A 26,830-nucleotide genomic window follows, 5' to 3' on the forward strand; every position below is an offset into this window, starting at 1 on the left:
TTTTATGGATTAATGGATTAGATTTTATAAAATTTATTTCAAACTTTCTCGATACCAATTAATAGTTTTCTCTAAACCTTTTTCTAATTCAAATAAAGGTGTCCATGATAATATTTCTCTCGCTTTTTTACTGTTGAGAAACTGGGCAGTTATTTCATTACTAGCTTGATTTATTATTTTTGGTTGTAAGTCAGAATTCATTAATTTTAAAACATGATTAACTAATTCTAAAACGGTTAATTTTATTTCTAAAGAAAAATTAAATGCTTCTCCTCTTAATTCAGAATTTTCCGCTAATTTTTGGGCTAATAACATATAAGCATTAGCTCCATCTTCCACATATAAATAATCTCTAATATATTTCCCATCAGAGCGAATAATCGGATTTTCTCCTTTAATTATCGATCGAATTGTACCGGGTATAATCCGATTCCAGTTTAAATCACCACCACCATAAAAGTTACCACAACGAGCGATCGCCAATGGCAAATTATAGGTATGGGCATAAGTTTGGGCGATTAAATCAGAGCAGGATTTACTGACATCATAAGGATGTTTTCCTTGTAAGGGTGTAGTTTCATCATAGGGCAAGATTAATTGATCACCATAGGCTTTATCAGAGGATGCCACAACAATTTGCTTAACGGTAGGGCTAAGACGACAAGCCTCCAATAATCGCCAAGTACCAGCGATATTAGTTTCAAAAGTAGAAATTGGGTTTCGATTGGCAACACCAACAATGGTTTGAGCCGCTAAATGAATGACGGTATCAATTTCATATTCCCCTAAAATACGTTCTAATAGACACTGATCTGTAATATCTCCCCTAACAATCTTAACTTTTTCAAAATCTTTAGTTTGTATTAGTAAACTTTGAGGAATCCAATCTCTAATTAAGCAAACAATATCCGCCCCAGTATTAATTAAATATTTAACTAGCCAACCGCCGACTAATCCCGTTGCACCTGTAATAAATACAGTCCTATCTTGCCAAAATTTATTCATCATTAACCCCACACTTTCCAAGGGGGATTTCCACTATCCCATAAATCTTTTAAGCGGTATTTATCTCTCAAAGTGTCCATACATTGCCAAAAATCTTGATGACGATAAGCCGCTAATTGTCCTTTATCAGCTAATTTTTCCAGTAAAGCAACTTCTAAACCATCATCATCCCCTGTTAAATAATCAAAAATTTCTGGTTCAAATACCAAAAAACCTCCGTTAATCCAACCTTCTCCTGCTTGGGGTTTTTCCGTAAATTGATCAACTAAATCTCCTTTAAACATTAAACCACCGAAACGAGCTGGTGGACGGACTGCGGTAACGGTTGCTAAACATTTATGGGATTTATGAAATTCTAATAATTCTTGAATATTAATATTACTAACTCCATCCCCATAAGTCACCATAAAAGTATCATTTTCTAACCAAGGTTGTAATCTCTTGATTCTTCCACCTGTCATCGTATCTAATCCTGTATCCATGAGATGAATTTGCCAATCTTCTGCTTTATTCTCATGGGTATTAATATGGCCATTTTTTAAATTAATAGTCATACTTGAGTTGATGTGACAATAATCTAAAAAGTAGCGTTTAATATAATCTCCTTTATATCCCAAAGCAATAAAAAAATCATTAAACCCATAATGGGCATAGATTTTCATAATGTGCCAAAGGATAGGACGATCGCCGATTTCTACCATTGGTTTTGGGATAATTTCTGTTTCTTCTGCTAGGCGAGTACCTAAACCCCCAGCTAAGATTACTACCTTCATGTTTGCTTATTTTAACTAACTAATCTTTAACTTACCCTATTTGACAAGAAGGGTTATCTTTTTTGGGATTAAAATTTGTGAATAAGGAAAGATTGATCAAAAAAAGATAATTTGATGTCTAATATCATCTGAGTTCAACATCAAAAGGCTTTTCATCACATCCTAATTAAGCTAAAACGCATTTAACTTGCATTTATTATTAATACTTGAAAATAACTAAAACTCTTACCTATTTCCTATTCCCTCTCTGAATCAGCAAACTTAGATGCGTCCTAATTATAAAGTGAGGGAATAATATTATTTTCGGAGGGACGATGCAATATTTCAGTTTGTGGTACACCAATTTTAATTCCGGCTAAATCAAAGGCTTCTTTGACGCGCCAACGATATTCTCTGCCAACATCCCATTGTTGTATGGGTTTGGTTCTAATTAGTACTCTAATCATAATGCCCTCGTAATTGATTCGATCGAGTCCTAAAACTTCCGCAGGAGAGAGCATCTTTTCTCGCCATTGAGGATCATCATACATTTGTTCACCAATATATTTTAAAATGGTTACGACTCCTTTTAAGTCAGTATCCCAAGTTACCTCCACGGTAAAGTTAACCCTTGACCAATCTTTAGTCATATTAATTACAGTGTTAATTCTACCATTGGGAATCACCGTTAAGTTACCGTCTAAATCCCTTAAAGAAGTAGTATAAAGGTTCATTTTTTCCACTAAACCTCCCATACTATTAATATTTACCACATCTCCCACGGCATATCGATCGGTCACAAAGATGAGAATACCATTAAGCATATCCTCTAATAAGTTACGAGATAAGAAAGCAAATACTACAGCGATCGCTCCTGCCCCCGTTAATAGACGTGCATTGATACCGATAAAGGATAAATACAGAAAAATACCTGAGACAGTAAAAAATACAGTAGTAGCACCTCGAAGTGCGGGAGAATAAGTATTAATGCGTAAAGTTGGGCGATTAGAGTCAGGGTGTAATTCTTGTTGTTCTTTTGCCCATTCATTCAAAGCATAATCAATCCAAAAATCCACAAACTTATCACAAAAAACCATCAATATCCAAATGACAGGAAATAGCAACGCTTGAAGAAAGAAAAGATTAAAAAGAAAACGGGTTTCCCGATAGGTAAATGCGATCGAGCCGATAGTAAATAGTAAGATAGTAACTTGACTCAAAAAAGAAAGACTCATTATCAACTCAACAATATTAATGCGCTGTCGAATAATGTTTTGTTTTTTTCTGATACTTTTCGGCAACAATTTTGCCGATAACGACACGCCATCATGAATTAACTTGCGACTGCCATCAATACCCCGAGAAAGAAAATTTTGGAAACTATTACCATTATCTTCCTCTACAACTTTAGATTCTTTCGGATGTTGAGACTTTTTATCATTGTAAGAAATAGAACTATCCGTAGCGATCGCTTCTGCATCTACAATTAAACTATGTTCTAACTCCTTCAATTCTAAAAGAAGACTGTTTCGGTGTCTGAAAATTAACTTTTGAAACATTCTGATAATAAAGACAAAAACTAATGCACAAATAATCGTTATCACCGAGACTTGTAACCGTAAAAAAGGTAGTTGTCTATCCATTTCTAAGCCCCAAATTGCTTCACTTAAGGAGTCTCTAACTTTAATACGCCATTGCTGTGCTAAATCCTCAACATTCGTATTATTTGCCCTTGCATCAATGCCCGTAACCGTCAGGATAGTTTGTTGAGTTAATCCTAATTCTGGTTTAGGCGCCATAAAAATCACATTTTGATTATTTTCATATCCCACATCAACAATAGGAGTAAGAGGATGGATTGGTTTTCCTGATGTCAACACCCAAAATTTTAAATCCTTCACCTCTGTCTGTCCTAGTTGATTAGATGTGCTAATATTCTCAAAAATTTGTCTAAAAATATATTGTACTAATCTTGAACGTTGCTCAATTTCAAAAGAGACATCTCGAATCGGGCGATTATCTCTAGCAGAAGCAAGGGTAATTAAATCTTTATACCATCTTCTATTACCATAGAAAAATACATCGCTACAGACGAATCTACCACAGTTTCTGGCTCGGTTTAAATCCCAAGTAGGAGTCTCAGGTAATTGATTAGTGGGGCTTTCCAAATTAGGAGTAAAAGGTATTACCGCCGATACTTGAGGGCTAAAACCTACACAAAAAAGGAAACTCATTAAAAAGATAAGACAGTATTGACTTATTTTGCGAATCATCATTCTAAAATCTCTATAGGTTCAACTGATATATTAACAGATGTTTAGAGATGACTTTATCGTAATAAATAATTAAAATATATTACTTATTTTAGTTTTACAAGAGGTCTATTATTGATCGTTAATTGATGTCTTAATTCTGATTTTTTTTGTTCATGAATAATTCAGGTTAAGCAGTCAACTAAACACATCTTATGATAGCATAGCACAAATATTATTCTTTTTAACTATAGAAAAAAGTCTATCAATGAGTAGTTTTGTATTTTCTCAATGGTTATCTTTGCGTGTATTAAAACTTTTATCTTTATTTTTTGCTTCTTATTTCACTATCTTATTAATCAGTGTTTGGAATGTCCCGGTTTTTTCTCAAAATACCCCTGAAATTAGAGCAGTGTGGTTAACTACCAGTGATACTGATACACTACTTGATCGACCGAAAATGAAAGAGGCGATCGCCAATCTTGCTTCCCTTCATTTTAATACTATCTATCCCGTAGTGTGGAATTCTGGTTATGCCCTTTATCCTAGTAAAGTGGCACAGGAAGAACGGATACAACCATTTGTCCATAAAGGATTACAAGGACAAGAACCTTTAGGGGAATTGATAGAAGAAGCACATCGACATAAGATGTTAGTTTTACCTTGGTTTGAGTTTGGTTTTATGGCGCCTCCTTCCTCAGAATTAGCCTTAAAACATCCTAACTGGCTAACCAAAGCTCAAGATGGCACTCAAAGCACCTATAGCGCAGCTGGAGAAGTGGTTTGGCTTAATCCCTTTCATCCTGAAGTACAAAAATTTATTACTGCCTTAGTGATGGAAGTTGTTAACCTTTATGATATTGACGGCATTCAATTTGATGATCATTTATGTTTACCTGTAAAACTTGGTTATGATACTTATACAACCAATCTTTATCGCCAAGAGACGGGTTTAGAGCCTCCCAAAGATTACAAAGAGGCCAATTGGATGCGTTGGCGTGCTAATAAATTAACGGAGTTTGTCGCACAACTTAACCAGACAATCAAAGCAAAAAACCCGAATAAAATCCTGTCAATTTCCCCAAATCCTTACAATACATCTTATAATTCTTTTCTGCAAGATTGGTTAAACTGGGTAAGAAAAGACTTGATTGATGAGTTAATTATTCAAGTATATCGATCGGATTTTGCTGTTTTTAAGAGCGAAATTACAAAGCCAGAAATCAGGGAAGCCAAAGGAAAAATACCAGTAGGCATCGCTATTTTAACAGGATTACCAAACCGTGTAACACCAATCGAATTTGTTAGGGAAAAAACTCTCGCCGTTCGACAGGAAAGACTGGGAATTGCCTTCTTTTTTTATGGTAGTATGTGGAGTACAACTCCTGAATTAAGGAGCGAACGAAAATCTAGTTTTCAATATCTATTTCCCTATCAATCCCATCGTATTGCAAGGGTTAATCCAATTAAGCCGAACAATCCAACTAATCCTGTTACTTCTACAAATACCGTTAATCCCATTAAGCCAAGTAATCCTGTTAATCCCAGCAATGGAGTTACTCCGAATAATTCCACGATTATTGATTCAAGTATTGATCCAACTAATGTAACAAGTGAACCAATTCTCATAATAGATTAATTTTTTGCTACTCTATTATTTCGTTTTGATCGGTATAGCAATACTATAAAAATACTATAAATTAGACATTATCAGATTCTATAATTTTTATGAAATAAACATTTCAGCTTGACAAATTGTCTCAAACTTAACTGAAATGACTATCATTTGAAGACATAGGACTTACGCACGAATAACGAGATTCTGTTATTCCTCAACAAGCTCTGAATCTCAAAACCACAGATTTTTCGTAACGTAACTCCTAAATTTGTTTTTTAAATTGATTTTTTATTAAAAGATTCTAACCATTGTTGCAGAAGTTTATCTGCCGTTTTTCTTCCCCCTAAACCAAAGGCAAGGGCGATCGCCACAGCAATGCCTCCCATGAGTAAACCAAAGGCAAGATTAACGATATTAGGTGCAATACCGATTCTTTCTAAAGCCATAGCGGAAACTAAAACAATAATAGCAATACGGGCAACTTGGGCTAACAAACGGGCTTGATGACTACCAGAATTGGCGATTAGTTTAAACACTAAATTAGCGAAATATAAACCAATGCCTAAAATGATTACTCCTACTAAAACTTGTCCACCTAAAACTAACACAAAGGCAACGACTTGTTTTAAAGCGTCAATTTGTAGAATGTCAACAGCAGTCAAAGAAGCTACTAACAAAATACTGACTAAAACGATCGAGCCTACAATTTCTGCAGGAGTTTTATTAATAGGAGTGTTATTAATGGGAATTTCATCAATAAGTTGCTCTGAGTTAACAAATCGTCTTGAAGGTTGGGTTATTCCTAACCAGACAAAAACATTATTAAAACCGATGGTTGTTAAAAAATTAATGACTAATTCGGACAAATATTGACCACCAAAATAGGCTAAACCAATGATAACAATAGCGGCAAATAGCTTTGGTAAAATATCCAAAACTTGCTTTAACATGGCGATCGCCGGTGTAGAAATTGCCTGAATTTGCAGAGCATCAAGGGCAGTAATAGCGATGGGAATTAACACTAATACATACACCACAGAGCCGATGATATAAGCCAAAGATTGTTTTCTGTTGGTAGTAGATAAACCAAATTTAGCACCGATATTATTAGCACCAATAGCGGTAAGGAGATTAACAACTACTTTTTTAACAACTTGGGCAACAATCCAACCCAGAAAGGCAATAATAATCGCCGCAAAAACATTAGGGAGTATTCCCAAAATGTCATTAACCAATTCATTTAATGGGCTTAAAGTACCTTCTAACTCCAAAATGCTGAGAATAGAAGGTAAAAATAAGAGATAAACAAACCAATAAAGAGCATTACCGATAGTTTCACTCAGAGCAATTGGCTCATTATCAGTAATGGTTGCGGTGTCATCTTCTTTCACTTGGGCATTTAACTTTTCATCCAGATGAAATTGAGTTAAGATTTTGGTGACAAATAACTTAACGATCGTTGCAACACCCCAAGCCAAAAGAATTAGAAGTAATGCTCCTCCAATGCGTGGTAAAAACTTGGTAACTTCACCTAAAAGAAGATTTAGTGGTTGCGAAACCGACTGTAACTCTAAGGCATCGAGAAAAGCAACGATGACAAACAGAGTAATAATCCAACCTACAATTTCTGAAATCCATTTTTCCGTAGGAATTAGAGGATCATTGTCAGATTGATCGCCTACAACCATTGTGCTAAAACGATTATCAATATCAGTCTTTTTTAACCATTTTTTGATTTGCCCTTTAACGATATTGGCAAAAATTAAACCAATAATCAAGATTAAAAGAGCTTTTCCGACATTCACAAGAGTAATGCCTAAGTTTCCTTGCAAAGAATCTTCCACGAAAGGAGTTCGTTGCATTTGTGCAAATAGATTAAGAACATTGAAATTCTGTGGATAATCCGTTAGTATCATGATCTTATTTTATTTGTTTATTTGCTTTCAATATACTCTACATTTATAAATTCTGTGGAATTGCTTATTTTATTTGAATGTTACGTCTTTAATTATGAATAATTGGTTAATGGTAATTGCCTAAAAGACCGATCGATTATAGAATTGTATTTTTGATACTTATGCTCATTAAATAATGTCCAGACTTTAAGAATTAGAGCATAAGAACAGTATATTAACTAAATAGCAGAAATTAGGAGTAAAAGTGCGAAAAATTATAATTGCTGGTAACTGGAAGATGCACAAGACTCAAGGAGAGTCTCTCGAATTTTTACAGGCTTTTTTACCCCATTTGGAAGACACCACCGAAACAAGAGAAGTTGTATTGTGTGTGCCTTTCACCAGTTTAAATTTCATGTCTAAAAATTTACATGGTAGTCGGGTTAAACTTGGTGCTCAAAATATCCATTGGGCTGATCAAGGTGCATTTACTGGGGAAGTTTCTGGTGCTATGTTATCAGAAATTGGGATGAATTATGTAATAGTCGGTCATAGTGAGCGTCGTCAATATTTTGGAGAAACCGATGAAACGGTTAACAGTCGTTTGTTGGCGGCTCAAAAATATGGTTTAATTCCCATTCTTTGTGTCGGTGAAAGTAAAACCCAACGGGATGCAGGAGAAACAGAAAATATTATTATGAATCAGTTACAAAAAGGTTTAGTTAATGTAGATCAAAATAGTCTTGTCATTGCTTATGAACCTATTTGGGCGATCGGAACTGGTGACACTTGTGAAGCGACAGAAGCAAATAGAGTAATTGCTTTAATTCGTTCTCAGTTAACTAATAAAAATGTCACTATACAGTATGGTGGATCTGTGAATCCTAGTAATGTTGATGAAATTATGGCACAACCTGACATTGATGGTGCGTTGGTAGGGGGAGCAAGTCTTGATGCTTCTAGCTTTGCCCGCTTAGTAAACTATCAATAGTTGAGAATTGAGAATTGAGAATTGAGAATTGAAAATGGATAAAAAAAGTTTAATTTATTGAACGTGATTCTAATAGCTGTGTAATTCATTCCTCATTCCTTAATTCCCAATTTCATTAACAGAAAAACAGATACAAAATCATCCAATAGATACAATAATTTAACTGCACAACAGTTTTTGATCAATTATTTACCTAATACCTAACAACTAATACCTTGCTATTACCATTCCTAACTCCTCTCTCCTCATTCCTTATTTTTTTTGAAAATGTCTGATTCTTTAATTATCCGCAATCATCGTTTTATCTGGGGAAGTCGTACTTATTTGATGGGAATTTTAAATGTAACTCCTGATAGTTTCAGTGATGGAGGGCAATTTAATCATCTGGAAACGGCTTTAAAACAAGCTCAAATGATGATCGATCGAGGTGTTGATATAATTGATATTGGTGGGCAGTCCACACGCCCCGGAGCGAAACAAATTACCTTAGAAGAAGAATTAGAACGGGTTATTCCGATTATCAAAGCAATACGAGAAGTTTCTGATATACCTATTTCGATCGATACCACTAGGGCAATAGTAGCACAAACATCTATTGAAAAAGGGGCAGATATAGTTAATGATATTTCTGGAGGAACATTCGATCGCGCAGGGGCGTTTCACGATCGCACCATGTTGTCAACGGTAGCAAAACTGCAAGTACCAATTATTTTAATGCACATTAAAGGTACTCCTAAAACTATGCAAACCTTGACAGATTATCAAGATTTAATCGGAGAAATTAAGCAATTTTTGCAAGAAAGAATTGAAGAAGCAATAACATTAGGAATCAAAAAAGAGCATATTATCCTCGATCCGGGTATCGGTTTCGCTAAAAATTATGAACAAAACTTAGAAATTCTCAGAAATATAACAGAGATTAAAACATTAGGTTTTCCAGTATTAATAGGCACATCTCGTAAGAGTTTTATTGGCAAAATTTTAAACAGAGAAAATCCCCAAGAAAGAATATGGGGAACTGCCGCAACTTGCAGTTATGCTATTACTCAGGGTGCAGATATTTTAAGAGTTCATGATGTCAGTGAAATGTACGATGTAATTAGAGTTACTGATGCTTTGACTAAAAATAGTTACTAAAATTCTCTATTTAGAATGAGTAATTTTTCATGATCAATTATCAACTATCAAATTATCGATCGAACTCAGGTTATTATGGATCATTGATTTTTAGTGTGTGAGAGTGTCAATGGTTGAATATTTAGTTTTTTTAACTATATCAGCGAGTCTTTATGCTTTGTTTGCATTAGGTTTGAATTTACAATGGGGATTTACGGGATTAATTAATTTTGGTCATGTAGCTTTTATGACGGTGGGTGCATATATTACAGTCTTATTAGCCCTGAAAGGTGTACCTTTAATCATAGGAGTAATGTTAGGTGCGATCGCATCTTCTGCCCTCGGTTTACTAATTGGTTTAACTTCTTTAAAACTACGAGAAGATTACTTGGCGATCGTCACTATCGGAGTATCAGAGTTAATTCGTTTAATCGTACAAAATGAACAATGGTTAACAAAAGGTACTTTTGGAGTGCAAAGTTATCCATTACCTTTTGGGAAATTTCAGCCTAATTTTTTCGGGAAAATTTCCATGATTTTCTTACTAACTCTTTTAACTGCTTTTGTCTTGTGGCAATTATGGAGAAATTTTCGTCAACAGTTGGGTTTCAACCGACAGATTCAAGGTAAAAGTTTTCAGCCTTCTAGTCGTTTAAGTATCTATCTTTGGGGAGGAATCGCTCTTACTTTTATTCTTCTAGTTTATATCAATGGCTCGATCGCCCTTTATAATTATAGTTACAAAGCAGGGTTAATGTTATTGATCTTAATTATCCTCGCTTTAGTTTATTATGGTTTAGATCTTCTTGTCCATTCTCCTTGGGGTAGAGTATTAAAAGCTATTCGAGAAGATGAAGAAATTCCCAAAGCGTTAGGTAAAAATATTTTCTGGTATAAACTACAATCCTTTATGTTAGGAGGTGCGATCGCAGGTGTAGCAGGTGCGTTTTACAGTTGGCAACTAACTACCATTTATCCTAGCAGTTTTGAACCCTTATTAACCTTTAATGCTTGGATTATAGTCGTTTTAGGTGGCTCAGGCAATAACGCAGGAGTGATATTGGGTGCAATTATTTTTTGGGGTTACGACTCTTTAACCCGTTTTATCTTCAGCAATTCTGATATTATCAACGATTCTCAAGTCGGTGCATTAAGAGTCATGATTATCGGTTTAATTTTAATGATATTAATGATTTGGCGCCCTCAAGGAATTTTAGGTAAAAAACAAGAATTATCTCTTGGTAGGTAAAAATGAGTACCAATACCCAATACCTAATACCTGCATCCTACCGAAAAACTTTTTCAGCAACCCCTAATTAAATATAATGAATGTTCCTAATTCCATCACTTTTAGTCGGATTGTTTTAGTTATTCCTCTTATTTATTTGTTATATCAACCATCAATTATTTTTCAATGGTTAGCCTTTGGTATTTTTATCCTTGCCGCTTTGACAGATTGGTTAGACGGCTATTTAGCTAGAAAATTAAATCAAATCACCGAATTAGGTAAATTTTTAGATCCTCTAACGGATAAAATTCTAGTAATAACTCCTTTACTTATCCTCATTGAAAGACAAGTTATTCCAGCTTGGGGAGTATTAATTATTCTCGTCAGAGAAATTGTGATTGCTGGATGGCGAGTTAATCCTCAATTAAGTCAAAAAAATAGTATTTCTGGCGCAAATATTTGGGGTAAGTTAAAAACTGTGGTACAAATTACTTCGATCGCTCTATTGATTATTCCTTTATCTAGTATTTGGCAAACTATTGGTTTAATTTGTTTTTGGGTGTCGGTGATATTAACTATCATTTCTGGAATTATTTATATTCGAGAATAATTATGATTTGTTGAATAAATCGGAAAGCTATAAAAATCAATTGAGAATTATCAACTGTTAACTGTCTTATCTACTCTCATCATTCTACTTAAATGCAAACTAGCTTACATAGCTTTATTATTGATAATTTGCCTTTTCCTTTAACTGTGTTACCTGATGACTGTTATTTAGTTGGTGGTGCAGTGAGAGATGTATTATTGCAAAGAAAAAAAGAATCTATTGACTTGGATTTTGTTTTACCTCATTCAGCGATTAAAATTGCCAAAAATATTGCTAATTTGTCTAATGCTGGTTTTGTGGTACTAGATGCTGATCGACATATTGCTAGAATAGTATTTCCTCATGTTACTGTTGATATTGCGAATCAAGAAGGGGATAGTATCAATGTAGATTTAGCTAGACGAGATTATACTATCAACTCGATCGCATTTCACTGCCAAAAACAAGAAATAATTGATCCCTTTCACGGACAAGAAGATATAAATAAAGGGATAATGAGAATGATAAGCCAAAAAAACTTAGAAGATGATCCTCTGCGACTACTAAGAGGCTATCGACAGGCTTGTCAACTAAACTTTACGATAGAATCAGCTACCCGTGCCACTATTCAACAATTAACTTCTTTATTAAGTAAGGTAGCGAAGGAAAGAATTAACATGGAGTTAGAGTATCTTTTCGCCAGTGAAAACGGTAGTTATTGGCTAACAGAGGCTTTTCGAGATGGTTTATTATCTATCCGTCATCCTTATCTTTCCCAAACTAAAATCAATTATCTTACCAATATAGATAATTCTGCTCGATGGTTTCAAGAAAAATGGCTTGAATTTAAGTCTATTACTCCTAGTTATTATCAGAATGCAAAATTAGCCTGTTTTACTGACAATAACCCAGAAAATGCCGAACAAGAGTTAATTAACCTAAAATACTCTCGTCAAGACATTAAATCTGTCACCACTATACTTAAATATACTCCCTCTCTCCTAAAAAAAGATTTTGCCACAAATTTAGCAGATCAATATTTTTTCTTTTCTGCCGTGGGAGATATTTTGCCGATTTTAGCAATTTTTGCCCATGCCCATTATATTGACTCAGAATTGATTATTCTGCTAGTCGATCGATATTTAGATGATAATGATATAGTGGCTCATCCTCAACCTTTGGTGACGGGAAAAGAGATAATGGAATCTTTACAAATACCCCCTAGCCCATTAATTGGCAAACTCTTAACAGATATTTCAATTGCTTACATTGAAGGAAAAATTAACACTAAAGATGATGCTTTACAATGGGTTAAAAAATTTCGTTAATTGCCATTGGGAGTTTGAGAAGGCGGAATAACTTGGGTATTGTTATTGGGGATTGGTTTTGGTTCTTGATTCGGGTCTTTAATGGTGCTAGGATTAGGAATCATAAATAATGCGATCGAAGCTAAAGCTAAACCTACAAATCCTAATGCTAAAGGTGTCGATTGTTCTACAATTGAAATATCTCCTTGACGGTAACGACGAGATAAAGGATAGAGATTATCTTCTAATTGAGGTAAAGTATATTTATCTACAGAAAGTTGATCGATCGTGTCCAATAAATCAAAAAATTGAATAGTACTTAACTCTATCTCTAATTGATTATTTGTATCTTCTTTTTTTTCCTGCCAAATCAAAAGATGACGGTTTTTTTCTGGTAATTTACGCAAACAAATATATTGATCATCAGTAGATTGCCCTGAATGACTTAAACCGCTTAACAATTCCTGAGAATAAGCACTAACTGCTTTAATTAAATTCTCAACAAAAACCAAACCTCCGCTTAAAATTGTAGTATGACCAACTATTTGACATTCGGCTTGAGTTAGCACAGACATAACATCATTATTATCATCGCTAAAACCTTGTAACGATAGTACACAATTTGGGGAAATATATTGACGATGGATAGTATTACTCATAATGGACAGTGAATAGTGAATTAGTGAAAACCGAACCGACAAAAAAGTTAAAATAGATTGCAGATTAACTTTACTTAACAGATTAGGATCGATCGAAAGATTATAATAAATTAATCTGTATCCAAAATTAGGATCAAATTTTATGATTGACGTAATTATTATTAGTATTTTTGTTTTAGCTTTTGCCGGAATTGGTTTTGACCTTATTGAAATTTTACCCGATGATATACAAAATCAAATATCCAATATTCAAGCATTAAGATGGTTAGCCGCCGGATTCGCCTCCATTATCGGTTTAGCATTAGGATTAGTCGCCCAAACCACCTACAGAAGACTAGAGCAAAAAATTCGTAAAACTCCCATCGAAGTTATTATTACCAGAGCGATCGGTCTAGTGATAGGATTACTTCTAGCGAATTTAATGTTAGCACCTATTTTTTTACTACCGATACCGGGTAATTTCAGTTTTATTAAACCCATGATGGCAATACTAGGTAGTATCATGTTCGCAGTTTTAGGTGTTTCCTTAGCTGACGCTCATGGGCGCACATTTCTTAGACTCATTAACCCCAACAGTATCGAATCCATGTTAGTCGCTGAAGGCACATTAAAGCCCGTTGCCACTAAAATCCTTGATACTAGCTGTATCATTGATGGGCGTATTCAACAACTCCTTGCCACTGGTTTTCTTGAAGGACAAATTTTAATCCCTCAGTTTATCTTAAACGAATTACAACAATTAGCAGACGCTACCAATGATCAAAAAAGAGTCAGAGGCAGACGAGGTTTAGATATTCTTAATCAAATGCAAGAGACTTACCCGGAAAAAATTGTTATTCATCCCGAAGAATACGAAGATGTCACCACCGTTGACGCTAAATTATTGCACCTTGCCCATGATATTAACGCCATGTTAATTACCAATGACTTTAACTTAAGTAAAGTTGCTAGTTTACAAAAAATTGAAATACTTAATGTTAATGATTTAGCTCAAGCTGTGCGCCCTATTTATCTACCCGGTGACTATATCGACTTAAAAATTCTTAAGCATGGTAAAGAACCAAGTCAAGGTATTGGTTACTTAGAAGATGGTACAATGGTGGTAGTAGAAGAAGCTAATGGCCATGTAGGAGAGGAAATGAGAGTTATCGTCACATCCGCTTTACAAACTTCCGCAGGAAGAATGATTTTTGCCAAGACTAATGCTTCTGCTGTTATTTCTTAAAAATGCCTTATCAAATAAGTCGAGAAGAGAAAATATCTCGCAAAGACGCAAAGGCGTAAAAGTTAACTGTCAAGTCTCAGATTTTCTAGCAAAGAAAAACAAAGAAATTTGACAGTTTTTGTGTATCAATAAATTGGGAAGAAGTCTATCATTTTAAGTCATTATTTATTGAATGAAATCTATTTTAATGGTTCATGGTATTACTGATACTGGCAATGTATTTAATTCCATGAAATCTTATTTTCAAGACAAGGGATATACAATTTATACTATTGATTTAATTCCCAATTTTGGTACCGCAGATTTACGGGATTTAGCACAACAAGTTAAACTATATATTGACTCTAAATTCAATTCAGAAGAAAAGATCATTTTATTGGGTTTTAGTATGGGTGGATTAGTTACTCGTTATTATCTTCAACGACTTAATGGATTAGAAAAAGTCGATCAATACATCAGTATTTCTGCTCCGAATAATGGTACTAATTTAGCTTATTTTGTACCTTTAAAAGGTATTTTACAAATGCGTCCTTATAGTAAATTTTTACAAGACTTAAATCAAGATGTCAAAGAGACATTAGGAAAAATTAAATGTTTAACTTTATGGACTCCTTTTGATACTATGATTATTCCCGCAAAAAGTTCTCTGTTGAATCTAGGAAAAGAAGTAAGGGTGCCTGTTTTAATTCATAAATGGATGTTAAGTGATAATAGAGTTTTCCTTAAAATTGACTCTTTTTTAAACATCTAAATAGAATTTTTTTATTAATTTTTAATGGCAATAAAACCTTTTAATTTTTGAAAACATTGGGAATAATCTTCTAAGGGTTTAAAATTATTCAATGATGACTCGTGCTCCTCGATCGAGCTTTTATCAATTTTATCCATATTAATTACTCGATCTTTTAATAATTCTTCTGATTTTTTGTTAACAGTAAAAATATCAAAGTTTTGTTGACTATTAACATTAGTAAAAAAATACTTTAATTCTTGATCTTCTTGATAAGAGAAAAAAGCATCAGGCTTAATTAAACAAGAAAACTCATAGTTGAAACTTTGATTAACTTCTCCTTTTTTTAACCAAATATTTAAAATTTGTTCTACAGAGATAGCTTTTAATCTACCTTGATAAATAGCCTCTGTTACTCCCAACGGCAACCAATGATGAGGATAAATTTTTGTCCATTTTATAATTAGTTCTATGATCTTATAACTATGTAAATCAAAACTATAATATTTAATTAAAATAATCGTTTGTCGAATATGATTTAAACTCTCATTCACCATTTTTTAATTGATTAATAGTAAGACAGTGTTCATTCTATATCAATCAGCAAAAAAAAACACTCACTATCGCAATCCTATATGAGTCGTCAGAAATAATTATGTTTAATTAGCAATTAGTTATCACCTATTGTGAAGTTAAATTTCTCGCCAACATTAGTAATTGATTACTTATTCTTTAATCGAAAAAAGGCTAAAAGCTAACAGCTAAAATTCTCACAAATGATTTAGGAATGCTATATATCCATATTTGAAGAAAATTCGATCGTATAATTCTTATACTGCTACCAAAGACGATCAAGTCTAAATATTAACCTCGTCGTTATAAGCTATGATTTTACCTTGACAATAATTAGTTAATGATTTTTCATTTCTAATTTCTCTTTCCTAATTACTAAATTCTCTCATGTCTCGACCTGTTTTATATCTCGCTATCACGAATCATGGATTTGGACACGCAGTAAGAATGACGACTATAGCATCACAAATACAAAGATTAAATTCTGACATATTATTAGTATTGGTAACAACAGCACCCAGATGGTTGTTAGAGTCTTATATTGAGGGTGATTTTATCTATCGTTATCGTGCTTTTGATGTAGGAGTTATTCAATCAGATAGTTTAACTATGGATTTAGAAGCTACGAGGAAAAAAATGACAGAATATCGTCTTCGAGAGAATGAGATAGTGGCAGGAGAAGTAGAATTTATCAATATCAATAAAGTTGGCTTGATTTTAGCTGATATTCCAGCAATGGCGGCAAGTATTGGGGAAAAAGCTGGAATTCCTTGCTGGATGATGAGTAATTTTGGTTGGGATTTTATCTATCGTGATTGGGGTGGGGATTTTGTCGAGATTGCCGATTGGTTAACTAATCGTTATCAAAAATGTCAACGTCTGTTTCGTTTACCTTTAGCGGAAGAAATGAGAAGTTTTCCACTCGTCGAAAATGTGGGTTTAACTGGTGGAATCCCTCGTTATAGTGAATCGGAGTTACGAGAAAAATTTAATATTACCACTGACAAAGAAAAAACTATTTTGCTCACTTTTGGCGGTTTAGGAATAGAAGCGATTCCTTACGAAAATTTGAGTCGTTTTCCTGATTGGCAATTTATCACTTTTGCTAATAATGCTCCTGATTTGCCTAATCTTCTTAAAATTACAAATAAGCTCGATCGACCAGTGGACTTTATGCCCTTGTGTGGTACAGTGATGTCTAAACCCGGATTTAGTACTTTTTCTGAAAGTCTCCGTTTAGATATTCCTCTGATTAGTTTGACAAGAGAAGGTTTTGCTGAAGCAGAAATTTTGTTACAAGGTTTAAAAGATTATAGTTATCATAAAATAGTCAATTATCAAGAGTTTTTTGAAGGCAATTGGGACTTCTTAAAAACAGAATTATTACCTCCTCAAAGTCATAGTAAAATCGACAAAAATGGTACTGAATTTATTGCTCAAGAAATCGTTAATTTTTTTAATAAATCAGTAAGTTAAAAAGAGGCAAATTAAATTCTTTTAGCCTTATTTGACGATCGATTCAAATATCGAGAAATTGTATGGGCAATCATAAAAGGATGAGTTAAATGAGGAAAATGACCTTTCGTTGGAAGAATTTGAAACTTGCTATTTTCAATCATTTTATTTAAGTAAAAACCAACTTCGAGAGGCACAAACATATCATCTTGAGGTTGAATAATTAAAGTCGGTAATTTTAGTTGTGATACTTCCTTACGATAATCAGAGGAAATAATCATCTTAAAAACTATGAGCGCAATATCTGGACTTAATTTTAATAAAGATTGAGCAAATTCTTGTGATAAAAATGGTTGTTTTGGATCATCGATCGCTTTTACTGTATAGTGATTAATCCAATCATAATAATTTTTTGTCATTGCATTTAACATTTCTATAACTTCTTTTTCAGTAAATCCCCCAACATAATTTGTGTCATCCAAATAACGAGGAGAAGCACCAATAAAAATAAGTTCTTTGAAAAAATTAGGATTTTTTATAGCAACTAAAGTTCCTATCATACAACTAGCAGAATGAGCAATAAAACTAGCTTTTTTAATCTCTAAAAAAGAACAAATCTTAATCAAATCTTCAGCATATTCTTTAAAACTACAATAATGCTGAATATCAAACTCATCCATGCCTAGAAAAGTACTACCAATTAGATCAAATAAAATAATACGATACCTTTGCTCAAATGCAGGTAATATAAGCTCCCATGTTGATTGTTGACTGCCAAAACCATGAGAAAAAATTAGAGTTTTTTTAGCATCTAATTTGCCTAATATTTGAATGTTATGTCGTTTTACAAGTTCATTCATAATAATTAATCCCACAACCTTTCATTAAGTTAAATACTAACAAAATTTGGTCTAACTTTATCACTGAAAGAAAAATAAGTTAACTCATTCCCAGCTTAAAAAGACGGGGATTTTCTATGTAAAATTCTGAACTTGTTCTTGATTTTTTGATAACAAATTATCATAGACAGATCGATCCTAATACAATTTTTTCTTAGCTCATTCTATCTGATTTAATAATTTCTGATAAAGTCTTTTATTTATAAGAAGCAGACAACACTACACTTCCACTCTAGTCGGTTAAATATAACAACCTTTTTCCATGAATTAGGGCGATAACAGTGACAATTTCTTCTTCCACTCGATAGATTAAGCGATAGCTATAGGCAAATTGTTCGATAATTGTCGATTCTTCTATCTCAGGAATTAATCTTCCTTGTTTTGCTTCTTTTTGTAAATTATTGGTAATTTCGATTACTTTACAAACTACTGCGGCGGCATAAGACGGTGAATCTCTAGCGATATAACCGGCGATCGCTTCCACATCTTCCACTGCTTTAGGAGACCAAACTACTCGATAAGCCATTTACTTAACAATCCTTCTACTTCTGCTTGTTGTAAAACACCTTCTGTATCGGCTACTTGTAGCCCTTGACGAACTTTACCTAACACATATAAATGATATTGTATATCTTCAATAGTGCAATCGTCAGGCAATTTTCTTAACATTGACTCAACTTTTTTTTTCGGTGAACTCATAAAATAATTAGGAATGAGATATTAGTTAGGTTTTATTTAATTCTCTCCTAGTGGAGTATCAACTTTAAGATTATCAAAATTAACTTTCTTGTTCACTTGTTCATCTGTCTTCTAAATCTAGTTTTTATTCCCCTTCACCTATGGAGTTGTTTTTAAGCTAAGGTCCTGAAAACACTGCATTTTCAATGTCTTGACGGGAAAGGGAATAACGAAATGCCCTTTTTATATCACTACCATCTCCCCCAGCATGGAGATAACTAACAATTAAATCCTCTATTTCTAAGGTTATGTTAGCTTCCCATTCTCCTTTTTTCACATACCAACAATTAAGTTCTTGAGGATTTTGTTCACATCCCATCTTTCTTAACCAATTTTCAATTTCTGGTAAAGGAAAGTTATATAAAGGACTATTCGGAGTTAATTTGGGCATTATTTTTCTTGAAAGCAGAGAAAAAAGTCAAAATTTTGAGATTAACAATTATAACTATATAGCAGATGTTCTCAACCATGCAATAGTTATGGCAAGTAACATACAACTAAAAATTGTTATTCCCATTAATAATAAGGCAAATAGTTCTCCGCTAGATAAAGGTCTTTCGGTAGGATCTAAGTATGATGATTTCATGCCGTCTTCCTGTTCGGGTGACGAGAGTGTAAAATCATAGGGACTTTGAATCACATTCCACCGAGAATAACCAATTTTTAAATCATACAGCGATCGCCGTTCGGGATTTGCTAAAGTACCATAAGCCTCATTTAATCGTTGAAATTTTTGTTTTGCTTCCTCTAAAGGTAAATTAGTGGTGTCAGGATGATAGAGTTTACTTAATTCTCGATAAGCCCTTCTAATATCAATAGGTGATGCTGAAGGATGTAAGTTTAACAATCCATAGTGAGTGTTGGTAAAATATCCTTTCGAGGGAAATGAAAAATTAGTTCGATTAGAGTTCACCGTTTTTTTGACATCAATATCTGTTTCAATATTCTAGTACAAGGTTTTATTTTTGTGTATCTCATTTATCAAACTTAAATTTATGTTAACAATTCAGTTTTTTTCTGGTTTTAGACGTGTTCTAATGATTTTCCTTTGTGCTGTAACTGTCTGGTTTAGCTACAGTGGTATCAGTCAAGCCGATATTAATAACGATCGATATGATGGTAATATTTTTGTTGTTTATGCGGGAAATGGCTCATTAGTACCATCAAAACTTACTTTAAAACAATCTTTAGATAGGGAAAAGCCAGTGGTTTTGGTTTACTATCTTGACGACAATAGCGATTCTAAGCAATTTGCTTTTATTGTCTCTCGTTTTCAAGAGTTTTACGGACGAGCGGCGAGTATAATTCCCATTAATGTGGATACTATTCCTCCCCAAGATCAATATAAACCTGACGAAGTGGGCTACTACTATAAGGGGGCAATTCCTCAAACTGTAGTATTAGATCAACAAGGAAAAATAGTTTTTGACGGCATTGGACAAGTCAAATTTGAAGATGTGGACGATGTATTGCGTCAGGTTTTTGACTTAGTACCTCGATCGCAATCCGTAGAATTAAAACGTAAAACCTTTAATGAATTTAACAGCGAATTAGTACCAGAAGCCAAGTAAGAAGATAATGCACAATTGAGTACGAAAAATATTTAATTTTCAATAGATACCATCATATAAGAAGAAAATTTGTTGAATATTATTAATTAATTGCTAATTGCTAATGGCTAAAAGCTAATTCTTTAGTAATCTTTTTGTAACTGGCGACGCAATTCTTCTAACTCATTGTCAACGACACTGGCAGAAGTCTGACTAGACTCAGAAGTGTTCACACTGGGAGGTAAAGAGGCAGTAGGTTCAGGGGTACCAGATAGTTGAGCTTTTAAAGCGGCCAACTCATCATCCACCGCACTACCTCCTTCTAACTGAGCCCATTTTACATCTTCTCCATAACCTGCTATTTCTCCTGCCGATTGAGACACTGCTTCCATTTGTAATACTTTATCTTCCATGCGTTCAAAAGCGGACATAGCAGAATTAGTATTAATACTACTGATGGTATTTTGCAACTGTTGGTTAGCTTTAGCGGCACTCATACGAGCTTTAAGCATATCTTTCTTGGTTTTGGCTTCCGCTATTTTGCTTTCCAATGCAGTGAGATTACGGCGTAAAGAGTCGATTTGTCCCACTTGTCCATCTAATTGAGCTTTTAAGGTAGCAGCGGTATCACCATGGGTTTTTTTACGCACTAAGGCTTCTCTCGCTAAACTTTCTTCACCCTTAGTTAAGGCTAATTGCGCCCGTTGTTGCCATGTGTTAGCTTCTGAGAGATTCTTTTGGTACTGCTGTTCTGTTCTTTTTTGGGCGGCGATCGCTTGTGCTACAGCTTGACGCATTTTGACAAGATCATCGCCCATTTCTCGAAGGCTTTGTTCTAGTACTTTTTCTGGATCTTCCGCTTTATCAATCATGTCATTGACATTAGCCCGTACTACTCTACTGATGCGATCGAATATTCCCATAATAATTTAACCTTTTCTTCTACTCTAACATTTATATTATTTCAATTCTGATCCTATTCTAAATCATACTTTGATCATCTTAACACCTCAATTAAGAGTTGCAATTGAAAGTGATTAGGGAAGAAATCCCCATGATGGAGAGTAGAGAATAAAATAGTTTTAACTGATTTTACCTAAATGTTGAGGAGGCCAAAAAGTAAAAATTGCCTTACCAATAATGTTTTCTTGGGGTAAAAATCCCCAGATATGAGAATCGTTGCTATTATTACGATTATCTCCCATAACAAACACATAGCCTTCAGGTACAACTACGGAATTTAAGTTATAGTTCGGTGGTTCAAGAATATAATTTTCTGACAAGGGTTTCTCATTGACGTAAACTTTTCCTTCTTTTACTTCAACTATTTCCCCGGCGTGAGCGATAATTCTTTTGATAAATGCTTGATCTCGATCGTATCCCAAAACCTGTAATTGAGGGGGAGGAGTGAATACAACTATATCTTGATCTTGGGGGGGTGTAAAATAATAAGAAATTTTTTCTACTACAAGTCGATCGCCGATGGATAGAGTAGGAAACATTGATTCAGAGGGGATAAAGCGAGGCTCAGCAATAAAAATTCGTATCAAAACCGCTAAAATTAAACCGATGACTACAATAACGAAGTTTTCTTTTATGGGTGTCCAAAAACTAATTTTAGGATCTGATTTACTGATATTTTCTGTTACTTTTGTCATGTAGTCAATGGATAGTTAATATTAAGATATTTTCATTTTAAACTATAAGTAACATTTTATTAGTTACTTAACTTGAATTTAGTTATTAAGGATAAAATTTATTTGATAATTGTTAATATACTTCTCTAAATTATAATCATAATTCGGCATTAGTTATAATTAAACATCAATCCAAATAGGACTATATTCAATTTCTTGATCTTGAACATAAGAATAATTAATATTTATTTTTTCTTTTCTATCGGATTCTATGATAATCGTTTCTTGATCTTTAATTGATTCATATAAATTATAGTCCCCGATTACTGTCTGAGTTTGCGATCGATGATCATATTGATTTATTTTGAGTGAAACTTCTGGGGATTTATTAGCCATATTATCTAGGAAAAAATCGGCAGTTTTTTGTTTTAAAAACCCCTTCATTACTGCTAAATAACAAAATTTTATGCCTAATTTTTTTTGATCTTTGAGAACATTATTAATCTGTTCTTCTGTTAATAATCCTGCTTTTTGAAAATAGTAACCAATAGGCTGAAGATGATTAGAAGTAATTGCTTTATTTTCTAAACAAACTGCTACTAAAAAATCTACTGTTTCCTGTTTTAACCATCCCTTTAATGCCAGAATTTCTCCAATTCTTAATTTCAAACATTGACTTTGAACCCCTAAAGCTATTTGTATTTGTTCAGAGGAAATTAAACCGGCTTCTTGCAAAATTTCCCCAATTAATTTTCTCGATGCTTTAGGAACAGACGATCGCATAGACTGTGTCATAATCATATACAGTTGCCATTGAATAAGTTATGGATATAAATAAATATTTGCATTAATGTTAAAAATTTTATCTTACTATAATTATATTTGAATTATTAAATTTTTGTTAAATTAATCACAAAAACTTCAATTGATAATCATAAAAACAGTCATTCATTTTTAAACTAATATGTTGATAGATTGTTAATTAAGTAAAACTTATGTTCAAATTTATTAGGCAAAATTTTTGGCAAAAATTAATTTCTATTCCTCTAGGAGTTTTAACCACAACTCCTGTTATGGCAAGTATTCCTCGCAATCCCGATCAAGTAGTAGAATGTGAGATTTTAGTAGTAGGTAGTGGTTTAGCCGGTGCCGCCACCGCTTATGAAGCCTTGTTAATGGGTAAAACTGTTTGTTTAACAGATATTACGGACTGGGTTGGGGGACAAATTTCCTCTCAAGGCACATCTGCATTAGATGAACGTAGTACTCAGAGAAAAGAGCTATTTTTTCCTCGTGGTTATTTAGAATTAAGAGCGAATCTTGAGAAATTTTACGGCAAATCAAATCCGGGAGAGTGTTGGGTTAGTAGTTCCTGTTTTTTACCAAAAGACGCTGGTGAAGTTCTCAAAAATCAGTTAAAAGAAGCAGCTAAAAAAGGAAAAGGTACTTTAAAATGGTTTCCCAATACCGTTATCAAAGATTTAAAAATTGAAACTGTAGCTAATGCAGGTACAGGACAACAAATTGTTGAAGCGATCGCAATTCAGCACGAAGCACAACCAAATACACCGCCTTTAAATACTGAACCGTTATCTAAAGTTATTGAAGATGCTTATACCTATGCGGATTCTCCTAGATTAAAGAAGAATATTATCAAATTTACTTCACCGAAAAACCCAAAAACAAAAGGTAAAGCAAATTGGTTTGTAATAGAAGCAACAGAAACGGGAGAATTAATCGGTTTAACGGATGTACCTTATCGTTTAGGTATTGATCCTCGATCGGAATTAGAACCATCCTCATCAAGTACCACACAAGATCCCTATTGTACTCAAGGGTTTACTTATACCTTTGCTATGGAACAAACTGCCGAACCTCAACCGCAACCCGAACCCAGTTTTTATAAGCAATATGAGCCATATTATAGTTATGAATTAAAAAGATTAGCTGATTTTGACCTAGTTTACACCTATAGACGTATTTGGAAAGCTGAACCCAGTGAAACCGTTACATTTGAAGGTATTAATTTTAGCAAACCTACTCCGGGTGACATTTCTATGCAAAACTGGACTTGGGGAAATGATTATCGTCCGGGTACATCAAAAGATAATTTAATCTATACAAAGGAACAATTGCAACAAACCGGGCAATTTAAACCGGGTGGATGGATGGGAGGCTTACGCACGGAAACTCTACGCAAAGGAGAAGAAAATGCCATCGGGTTTTATCATTGGTTAGTAGCAGGTACAACGGATTCTCAATTAGGTGATGGAGTTAAAAAACCTTATCCTAATCAAAAATTATTAAAAGGGTTAGATTCTCCTATGGGGACAATGCACGGTTTATCTAAGTATCCTTATATGAGGGAAGGTAGAAGAATCATTGGCAGACCAAATTATGCCCATCCTGATGGTTTTATGGTCAATGAAATAGATATTTCTCGCCGTAACTATCAAGATGACTATTATCGTAAAACTTTACCCCCCGATCAATATCGCCGTTTACAAGCGTTATTATCTGGTTTAGAGGGATTTTCGGTGTTGAGTGGTCAAGTTTCTCCTGATGAAGTCAAAAATCGCACTCGATCGACAATTTACCCTGATGCCGTAGGAATTGGACACTATGCGATCGATTTTCATCCTTGTATGACAGAAAGCCCTCACGAAAAACCGGGTAATAAAGAGAGAAAAGGAGAAAGACGGGGACAAGGACAGGCTTATCCGTTTCAAATACCGTTATCTGCAATGATTCCCCAAAAAATTGACAATATGCTAGTGGTAGGAAAAAGTATTGCCACCAGTCATATAGCCGCCGCCGCCTATAGAGTACATTCCTTTGAATGGTCATCTGGTGCCGCCGCAGGAATTACAGCGTCTTTAGCATTAAAAAAAGGTATTTTACCCTATGAATTTACAGAAGGTTTTGCTTTTAAGAACAAAAATTTACAAGAATTAAAAATAACTTTAGATAAAAGTGGAAATCCAACTCAATTTCCTAATACTTCAATTTTTAATCAAAATTGGGATGATTGGAGATAACCTAAAACTCATGTAGTTCACTGTTCGTAAAAGTAAGACAGAGAGACAAGAAGACAGGTGGACAAGGAGAAAGAATTATTTATTTATCATTAAATTATATGCAAGTTAAATGCGTCTTAGCTTAAACCAAAAAAGCAGGATTATTTCATTCTCTAAAAATAAATTCTTTATAGAAGACACGTGGATGGAAAAGTAAATAGATAAGAGAATTTTTATTATTAATAAATCATGAATTTAAAATATAGCGTTTTTCATAGTTACGGGGTACAAAAATAAAATTAAAGTTTCCTTGATTAAAAGATTTAATCGTACCTCATAATGGTAGAAAATGCTATAGATAGTTAAAAAACTTTTATAGATATTTTTGGTATTTTCTTGATAATTTTAAGATTTTAAAAAGAGGTTATTTAGCTTATAAATTAATCATATTGCTATATTATGAAATATCGTCGTTTTGGAAAAACCGAATTAAATTTGTCAATATTTTCGTTAGGTTTAATGAGATGTTGTTATGAAGAATCTCAATTGTTAAATACTTTACAAAAGGCATTAGAATTAGGAATCAATCATTTAGAAACTGCTAGAGGTTATGGTGAAAGTGAAAAATATTTAGGGTTAGCTTTACAAAAGCTAAAAATACCGAGAAATCAAATATTTATTACTACAAAATTAACTCCTGTTAATGATAGTCAAGTAATGAAAAAATGGTTAGATGAATCATTACAAAATTTGGGGATTGATTATATTGACTGTTTAGCAATTCATGGTATAAATACATGGCAACATTTAGATTTATTAACTGAAGGAAATAGTTATTTGACAGTTTTAAGTCAAGCAAAAAAAGAAGGAAAAATAAGACATTTAGGATTTTCAACTCACGGTAGTTTAGAATTAATTTCTGCTACTCTTTCTACTGGTTTTTTTGAGTTTGTAAATCTTCATTATTATTACTTTTTTCAACATAATTATCCGATTGTTGAGTTAGCAGAAAAAATGGATTTAGGAGTTTTTATTATCTCTCCTGCTGATAAAGGAGGGCGTTTATACCAACCATCGACTAAATTAAAGCAAATTTGTCATCCTTTTTCTCCTTTACTGTTAAATTATCGTTTTCTTTTGAATAATCGCAGTATTACGACTTTAAGTGTAGGGGCAAGTAATCCTGAAGAATTAACCATTCCCCTATCAGTAGCCGATGAGGATGGAGAATTAACCTCTTTAGAGTTAGAAATCTTTGATAAAATAGACAAAACCCTTCAAGATACTTTAAAACTCGATCGATGTTCACAATGTTATCAGTGTCTGCCTTGTCCTGAAAATATTAATATTCCAGAAATTTTGCGGTTACGAAACTTAGGAGTTGCTTTGGATATGACAGATTATGCTAGTTATCGTTATCAAATGCTAGAAAATGCAGGACATTGGTTTTGGGGTAAAAAAGGGGATAAATGTACAGATTGTGGTGAATGTTTACCTAAATGCCCAGAAAATCTCAATATTCCTGATTTATTAAGAGATAGTCATACTCGGTTTAATGGTAGTGCAAGGCGACGCTTATGGGAATAATCTCAAC

Annotated in this window: 26 protein-coding genes; 12 read left to right on the top strand and 14 right to left on the bottom strand. The window is 33.6% G+C overall.

What is annotated here, in order from left to right; translation table 11 throughout:
* Positions 1-33: 33 nt before the first annotated feature.
* From GM3709_RS01940 to GM3709_RS01950, 3 genes are all read right to left on the bottom strand, one after another.
* A complete protein-coding gene (locus GM3709_RS01940; RefSeq protein ID WP_197671860.1) occupies positions 34-1,008 on the bottom strand; it encodes a GDP-mannose 4,6-dehydratase in 975 nt (324 codons plus the stop codon).
* The gene (gene rfbF / locus GM3709_RS01945; protein WP_066115765.1) at positions 1,008-1,778 is read right to left on the bottom strand and encodes a glucose-1-phosphate cytidylyltransferase; all 771 of its coding nucleotides are present in this window, start codon (positions 1,776-1,778) and stop codon (positions 1,008-1,010) included. The genes GM3709_RS01940 and rfbF overlap by 1 nt, the downstream gene beginning before the upstream one ends.
* A 272-nt stretch (positions 1,779-2,050) precedes the next feature.
* Positions 2,051-3,991, bottom strand: a complete 1,941-nt coding sequence (locus tag GM3709_RS01950; protein ID WP_231937601.1) for a mechanosensitive ion channel family protein — start codon at positions 3,989-3,991, stop codon at positions 2,051-2,053.
* A gap of 286 nt (positions 3,992-4,277) precedes the next feature.
* Here GM3709_RS01950 and GM3709_RS01955 point away from each other — a divergent pair, with 286 nt between their 5' ends.
* Entirely contained in the window at positions 4,278-5,648 is a 1,371-nt protein-coding gene (locus GM3709_RS01955) for a family 10 glycosylhydrolase (RefSeq protein WP_066115769.1), read from the top strand.
* 254 nt (positions 5,649-5,902) lie between these two features.
* On the opposite strand, the gene GM3709_RS01960 is transcribed toward GM3709_RS01955, so the two are convergent.
* Entirely contained in the window at positions 5,903-7,543 is a 1,641-nt protein-coding gene (locus tag GM3709_RS01960; RefSeq protein ID WP_231937602.1) for a mechanosensitive ion channel, read from the bottom strand.
* A gap of 244 nt (positions 7,544-7,787) precedes the next feature.
* On the opposite strand from GM3709_RS01960, the gene tpiA reads away from it, so the two are divergent.
* The 5 genes from tpiA (at position 7,788) to GM3709_RS01985 (ending at position 12,774) form a co-directional block, all read left to right on the top strand.
* Positions 7,788-8,513, top strand: a complete 726-nt coding sequence (gene tpiA, locus GM3709_RS01965) for a triose-phosphate isomerase (RefSeq protein ID WP_066115774.1) — start codon at positions 7,788-7,790, stop codon at positions 8,511-8,513.
* A 267-nt stretch (positions 8,514-8,780) separates the two neighbouring features.
* Positions 8,781-9,650 (top strand): dihydropteroate synthase, encoded by an 870-nt coding sequence (folP, locus tag GM3709_RS01970; RefSeq protein WP_066115776.1) that lies wholly within the window; start codon positions 8,781-8,783, stop codon positions 9,648-9,650.
* Positions 9,651-9,759: 109 nt separating this feature from the next.
* Positions 9,760-10,878, top strand: coding sequence for a branched-chain amino acid ABC transporter permease (locus GM3709_RS01975; RefSeq protein ID WP_066115777.1), 1,119 nt, complete (start codon positions 9,760-9,762; stop codon positions 10,876-10,878).
* Between the two features lie 76 nt (positions 10,879-10,954).
* On the top strand, positions 10,955-11,467 hold the full coding sequence (pgsA, locus tag GM3709_RS01980; RefSeq protein WP_066115779.1) for a CDP-diacylglycerol--glycerol-3-phosphate 3-phosphatidyltransferase: 513 nt from the start codon (positions 10,955-10,957) through the stop codon (positions 11,465-11,467).
* A gap of 92 nt (positions 11,468-11,559) precedes the next feature.
* Entirely contained in the window at positions 11,560-12,774 is a 1,215-nt protein-coding gene (locus tag GM3709_RS01985) for a CCA tRNA nucleotidyltransferase (RefSeq protein WP_066115781.1), read from the top strand.
* Here the strand turns inward: GM3709_RS01985 and GM3709_RS01990 are convergent.
* Positions 12,771-13,412 carry a DUF4335 domain-containing protein gene (locus tag GM3709_RS01990; protein WP_066115783.1) on the bottom strand — a complete coding sequence of 214 codons (642 nt, stop codon included), beginning with the start codon at positions 13,410-13,412 and terminating at the stop codon, positions 12,771-12,773. The two genes, GM3709_RS01985 and GM3709_RS01990, sit on opposite strands and share 4 nt — an antisense overlap.
* A 142-nt stretch (positions 13,413-13,554) precedes the next feature.
* Between GM3709_RS01990 and GM3709_RS01995 the strand changes: the two genes are divergently transcribed.
* Together GM3709_RS01995 and GM3709_RS02000 are read left to right on the top strand one after the other, a co-directional pair.
* The gene (locus GM3709_RS01995) at positions 13,555-14,637 is read left to right on the top strand and encodes a PIN/TRAM domain-containing protein (RefSeq protein WP_066115785.1); all 1,083 of its coding nucleotides are present in this window, start codon (positions 13,555-13,557) and stop codon (positions 14,635-14,637) included.
* Between the two features lie 172 nt (positions 14,638-14,809).
* The gene (locus tag GM3709_RS02000; RefSeq protein WP_066115787.1) at positions 14,810-15,388 is read left to right on the top strand and encodes a triacylglycerol lipase; all 579 of its coding nucleotides are present in this window, start codon (positions 14,810-14,812) and stop codon (positions 15,386-15,388) included.
* A gap of 14 nt (positions 15,389-15,402) precedes the next feature.
* Here the strand turns inward: GM3709_RS02000 and GM3709_RS02005 are convergent, their stop codons facing one another.
* Entirely contained in the window at positions 15,403-15,924 is a 522-nt protein-coding gene (locus GM3709_RS02005) for a hypothetical protein (RefSeq protein WP_231937603.1), read from the bottom strand.
* 403 nt (positions 15,925-16,327) lie between these two features.
* On the opposite strand from GM3709_RS02005, the gene GM3709_RS02010 reads away from it, so the two are divergent.
* Positions 16,328-17,416 carry a glycosyl transferase gene (locus GM3709_RS02010; protein ID WP_066115790.1) on the top strand — a complete coding sequence of 363 codons (1,089 nt, stop codon included), beginning with the start codon at positions 16,328-16,330 and terminating at the stop codon, positions 17,414-17,416.
* An 11-nt stretch (positions 17,417-17,427) separates the two neighbouring features.
* On the opposite strand, the gene GM3709_RS02015 is transcribed toward GM3709_RS02010, so the two are convergent.
* From GM3709_RS02015 to GM3709_RS02035, 5 genes are all read right to left on the bottom strand, one after another.
* Positions 17,428-18,255, bottom strand: coding sequence for an alpha/beta fold hydrolase (locus tag GM3709_RS02015; protein WP_066115792.1), 828 nt, complete (start codon positions 18,253-18,255; stop codon positions 17,428-17,430).
* 271 nt (positions 18,256-18,526) lie between these two features.
* Positions 18,527-18,820 (bottom strand): type II toxin-antitoxin system RelE/ParE family toxin, encoded by a 294-nt coding sequence (locus tag GM3709_RS02020; RefSeq protein WP_066115794.1) that lies wholly within the window; start codon positions 18,818-18,820, stop codon positions 18,527-18,529.
* A complete protein-coding gene (locus GM3709_RS02025) occupies positions 18,805-18,993 on the bottom strand; it encodes a hypothetical protein (RefSeq protein ID WP_066115796.1) in 189 nt (62 codons plus the stop codon). The genes GM3709_RS02020 and GM3709_RS02025 overlap by 16 nt, the downstream gene beginning before the upstream one ends.
* Before the next feature lie 157 nt (positions 18,994-19,150).
* Positions 19,151-19,423, bottom strand: a complete 273-nt coding sequence (locus GM3709_RS02030) for a DUF3143 domain-containing protein (protein ID WP_066115798.1) — start codon at positions 19,421-19,423, stop codon at positions 19,151-19,153.
* A 54-nt stretch (positions 19,424-19,477) separates the two neighbouring features.
* Entirely contained in the window at positions 19,478-19,945 is a 468-nt protein-coding gene (locus tag GM3709_RS02035; protein ID WP_066115801.1) for a J domain-containing protein, read from the bottom strand.
* 82 nt (positions 19,946-20,027) lie between these two features.
* On the opposite strand from GM3709_RS02035, the gene GM3709_RS02040 reads away from it, so the two are divergent.
* Entirely contained in the window at positions 20,028-20,603 is a 576-nt protein-coding gene (locus GM3709_RS02040; RefSeq protein ID WP_066115803.1) for a thylakoid membrane photosystem I accumulation factor, read from the top strand.
* A gap of 122 nt (positions 20,604-20,725) precedes the next feature.
* On the opposite strand, the gene GM3709_RS02045 is transcribed toward GM3709_RS02040, so the two are convergent.
* From GM3709_RS02045 to GM3709_RS02055, 3 genes are all read right to left on the bottom strand, one after another.
* The gene (locus GM3709_RS02045; RefSeq protein WP_066115805.1) at positions 20,726-21,505 is read right to left on the bottom strand and encodes a PspA/IM30 family protein; all 780 of its coding nucleotides are present in this window, start codon (positions 21,503-21,505) and stop codon (positions 20,726-20,728) included.
* 159 nt (positions 21,506-21,664) lie between these two features.
* Positions 21,665-22,240, bottom strand: a complete 576-nt coding sequence (gene lepB / locus GM3709_RS02050) for a signal peptidase I (protein ID WP_066115807.1) — start codon at positions 22,238-22,240, stop codon at positions 21,665-21,667.
* A gap of 159 nt (positions 22,241-22,399) precedes the next feature.
* Positions 22,400-23,014, bottom strand: a complete 615-nt coding sequence (locus tag GM3709_RS02055; protein ID WP_144439392.1) for a hypothetical protein — start codon at positions 23,012-23,014, stop codon at positions 22,400-22,402.
* A gap of 200 nt (positions 23,015-23,214) precedes the next feature.
* Between GM3709_RS02055 and GM3709_RS02060 the strand changes: the two genes are divergently transcribed.
* Positions 23,215-25,257 (top strand): FAD-dependent oxidoreductase, encoded by a 2,043-nt coding sequence (locus GM3709_RS02060; RefSeq protein ID WP_066115811.1) that lies wholly within the window; start codon positions 23,215-23,217, stop codon positions 25,255-25,257.
* Between the two features lie 438 nt (positions 25,258-25,695).
* Positions 25,696-26,823 (top strand): aldo/keto reductase, encoded by a 1,128-nt coding sequence (locus tag GM3709_RS02065; protein ID WP_066115813.1) that lies wholly within the window; start codon positions 25,696-25,698, stop codon positions 26,821-26,823.
* Positions 26,824-26,830 lie beyond the last annotated feature (7 nt).

Origin of the sequence: Geminocystis sp. NIES-3709, from assembly GCF_001548115.1 — a bacterium.
Taxonomy (GTDB): Bacteria; Cyanobacteriota; Cyanobacteriia; order Cyanobacteriales; family Cyanobacteriaceae; genus Geminocystis.

Excerpts from the sequence above, each read along its gene's own strand:
- GM3709_RS01940 (WP_197671860.1), bottom strand. The coding sequence starts at position 1,008 with ATGATGAATAAATTTTGGCAAGATAGGACTGTATTTATTACAGGTGCA.
- rfbF (WP_066115765.1), bottom strand. The coding sequence starts at position 1,778 with ATGAAGGTAGTAATCTTAGCTGGGGGTTTAGGTACTCGCCTAGCAGAA.
- GM3709_RS01950 (WP_231937601.1), bottom strand. The coding sequence starts at position 3,991 with ATGAGTTTCCTTTTTTGTGTAGGTTTTAGCCCTCAAGTATCGGCGGTA.
- GM3709_RS01955 (WP_066115769.1), top strand. The coding sequence starts at position 4,278 with ATGAGTAGTTTTGTATTTTCTCAATGGTTATCTTTGCGTGTATTAAAA.
- GM3709_RS01960 (WP_231937602.1), bottom strand. The coding sequence starts at position 7,543 with ATGATACTAACGGATTATCCACAGAATTTCAATGTTCTTAATCTATTT.
- folP (WP_066115776.1), top strand. The coding sequence starts at position 8,781 with ATGTCTGATTCTTTAATTATCCGCAATCATCGTTTTATCTGGGGAAGT.
- GM3709_RS01975 (WP_066115777.1), top strand. The coding sequence starts at position 9,760 with ATGGTTGAATATTTAGTTTTTTTAACTATATCAGCGAGTCTTTATGCT.
- pgsA (WP_066115779.1), top strand. The coding sequence starts at position 10,955 with ATGAATGTTCCTAATTCCATCACTTTTAGTCGGATTGTTTTAGTTATT.
- GM3709_RS01985 (WP_066115781.1), top strand. The coding sequence starts at position 11,560 with ATGCAAACTAGCTTACATAGCTTTATTATTGATAATTTGCCTTTTCCT.
- GM3709_RS01990 (WP_066115783.1), bottom strand. The coding sequence starts at position 13,412 with ATGAGTAATACTATCCATCGTCAATATATTTCCCCAAATTGTGTACTA.
- GM3709_RS01995 (WP_066115785.1), top strand. The coding sequence starts at position 13,555 with ATGATTGACGTAATTATTATTAGTATTTTTGTTTTAGCTTTTGCCGGA.
- GM3709_RS02000 (WP_066115787.1), top strand. The coding sequence starts at position 14,810 with ATGAAATCTATTTTAATGGTTCATGGTATTACTGATACTGGCAATGTA.
- GM3709_RS02005 (WP_231937603.1), bottom strand. The coding sequence starts at position 15,924 with ATGGTGAATGAGAGTTTAAATCATATTCGACAAACGATTATTTTAATT.
- GM3709_RS02010 (WP_066115790.1), top strand. The coding sequence starts at position 16,328 with ATGTCTCGACCTGTTTTATATCTCGCTATCACGAATCATGGATTTGGA.
- GM3709_RS02015 (WP_066115792.1), bottom strand. The coding sequence starts at position 18,255 with ATGAATGAACTTGTAAAACGACATAACATTCAAATATTAGGCAAATTA.
- GM3709_RS02020 (WP_066115794.1), bottom strand. The coding sequence starts at position 18,820 with ATGGCTTATCGAGTAGTTTGGTCTCCTAAAGCAGTGGAAGATGTGGAA.
- GM3709_RS02025 (WP_066115796.1), bottom strand. The coding sequence starts at position 18,993 with ATGAGTTCACCGAAAAAAAAAGTTGAGTCAATGTTAAGAAAATTGCCT.
- GM3709_RS02030 (WP_066115798.1), bottom strand. The coding sequence starts at position 19,423 with ATGCCCAAATTAACTCCGAATAGTCCTTTATATAACTTTCCTTTACCA.
- GM3709_RS02040 (WP_066115803.1), top strand. The coding sequence starts at position 20,028 with ATGTTAACAATTCAGTTTTTTTCTGGTTTTAGACGTGTTCTAATGATT.
- GM3709_RS02045 (WP_066115805.1), bottom strand. The coding sequence starts at position 21,505 with ATGGGAATATTCGATCGCATCAGTAGAGTAGTACGGGCTAATGTCAAT.
- lepB (WP_066115807.1), bottom strand. The coding sequence starts at position 22,240 with ATGACAAAAGTAACAGAAAATATCAGTAAATCAGATCCTAAAATTAGT.
- GM3709_RS02055 (WP_144439392.1), bottom strand. The coding sequence starts at position 23,014 with ATGACACAGTCTATGCGATCGTCTGTTCCTAAAGCATCGAGAAAATTA.
- GM3709_RS02060 (WP_066115811.1), top strand. The coding sequence starts at position 23,215 with ATGTTCAAATTTATTAGGCAAAATTTTTGGCAAAAATTAATTTCTATT.
- GM3709_RS02065 (WP_066115813.1), top strand. The coding sequence starts at position 25,696 with ATGAAATATCGTCGTTTTGGAAAAACCGAATTAAATTTGTCAATATTT.